General features: G+C 36.0%; 2 protein-coding genes and 1 pseudogene. 2 read left to right on the plus strand and 1 reads right to left on the minus strand.

The window, feature by feature from the left end:
• Window positions 1–203: 203 nt before the first annotated feature.
• Complete coding sequence (locus ACQKP0_RS25670; RefSeq protein ID WP_427408648.1) at window positions 204–524, minus strand: hypothetical protein; 321 nt, start codon at window positions 522–524, stop codon at window positions 204–206.
• A 355-nt stretch (window positions 525–879) separates the two neighbouring features.
• On the opposite strand from ACQKP0_RS25670, the gene tnpA reads away from it, so the two are divergent.
• Window positions 880–1,278, plus strand: a complete 399-nt coding sequence (tnpA, locus tag ACQKP0_RS25675) for an IS200/IS605 family transposase (RefSeq protein ID WP_427408649.1) — start codon at window positions 880–882, stop codon at window positions 1,276–1,278.
• A 5-nt stretch (window positions 1,279–1,283) separates the two neighbouring features.
• Window positions 1,284–1,921, plus strand: a pseudogene (locus tag ACQKP0_RS25680) (RNA-guided endonuclease TnpB family protein); the annotation flags it as partial.

Below are 1,921 nucleotides of genomic sequence, written 5' to 3' on the forward strand. Positions count from 1 at the left end.
ACCGCTGTCAGTTTCTCTTCGATTGTAAATTTAGCCATAATAAAAGCACCTCCAATTGTTAAATGGTGTCTAACAATTGGGGTGCAGTACATTTTGAACGGTGTTTTTTGTGTATTTATTATTTATTCTTGTTTAACTAAAACACTTTTAGCATTTCTTCACAATCTTCTCTTAAGGCATTATGTTTGTTTATATTTGACACCCTATTCGGCTATCCTCTCACGATATATAATCAAAGTAATTGCATTTAATATGATTGTAACGATAAGAAGAACTGCTGAGACTAATACCACAGCACCCATTGTGTCCATAAGAGCAGACCAGTCCTCAATCTTTACTAGACGATAGCTGTAGAATATCTGGAAACACAACGAAATAGCACATGCACTAATGCTAATAAACGAAAGAGAGCCCCGATTCTTATGGACATTCTTTTTATCTAGCATGAGATTAACAACAGGAAGTATCCAAGCGATTAGTCCAAGTACAAGACTGCCAATATTAAGCCAACCAAAATCAATCATGTCTTATTCTCCCCCTTTGTACTTTTCAAAACTCTTTAAATTAAAGATTTCACAAGAGAAATTTTACCATAATTTTCTGATTCTTTTTCGCTATTTTGCTTCTTTAGTTCAATAAAAAAAGCTACCTTTAAAGGTAGCTCACGCTTGCAGCCGATGCATAGATTTACAGATTACCCGAACGTGAAAGCCCACTACGGTGCATTAGCACCCCCTTTAGGGGTGGGATGAGAGTGAGGTCGGATACGGAGTGCCACTAAAAACCGAATGGTTTGTGGTACTTCAAGTATCCGAAGATTCCACTATTTTTTTGTGAGCATTCGTTGTAGTTTGTAGTTTAAACTGATACAATATGAATATGGACGAATATAGACGAACAAACACAACAGTATCATTGATTAACTATCATTTCGTTTTCTGTCCTCGATATAGAAGGAAAATATTCCTTCATGCTGATGTAGAAGAACGTTTTAAAGAGTTGGTACAAGAAATATGTAAAGAATTGAAAATTGTCATTGTTGCTCTAGAGTGTGACAAAGACCATACACACATGTTTCTTAATGCACTACCTACACTTAGTCCTAGTGATATTATGGCGAAAATCAAAGGAGTGACTTCTAAAAAGTTGAGAGAGGAGTTCCCTCATCTCAGACACTTGCCAAGCTTATGGACACGTTCCTATTTTGTATCTACCGCAGGCAATGTATCGAGTGAAACAATTAAACGATATGTCGAACAACAAAAAACAAGGGGGTGAAATGTATGTCTCAAACAATAACAGTTAAAATCAAACTACTACCAACAAAAGAACAGGCTTCTATCTTGAAAGATATGAGTAAAGAATATATCTCTACAATCAATTCACTTTTTTCTGAAATGGTCGCTGAAAAGACAAGCACGAAAAAGACCACAAAAGATGTTCCTGCAAATCTTCCGAGTGCAGTTAAGAATCAAGCCATAAAAGACGCTAAAAGTGTGTTTCAGAAAGTGAAGAAAAGCAAGTACGCTATCATTCCTGTTCTCAAGAAGCCTGTTTGTGTGTGGAATAACCAAAACTATTCATTTGATTTCACTTATATCCACCTACCTTTAATGATAGATGGTAAAACAAAGAAAGTACCTGTTCGTGCGTTATTGGTTGATAAACACAATCGTAATTTTGATTTGTTGAGACACAAATTAGGTACGCTTCGTATCACAAAAAAATCAAACAAGTGGATTGCCCAAATTTCTGTAACCATCCCTACTACTGAAGAAACAGGAATAAAGATAATGGGCGTAGACTTAGGTCTCAAAGTTCCTGCTGTTGCTGTAACAGATGATGAGAAGGTGCGTTTCTTCGGGAATGGCAGACAGAATAAATACATTAGACGTATGTTTAAATCTAAACGCAAGAAATT

This window comes from Heyndrickxia sp. NPDC080065, assembly GCF_050281185.1.
Classification (GTDB): domain Bacteria; phylum Bacillota; class Bacilli; order Bacillales; family Bacillaceae_C; genus Heyndrickxia.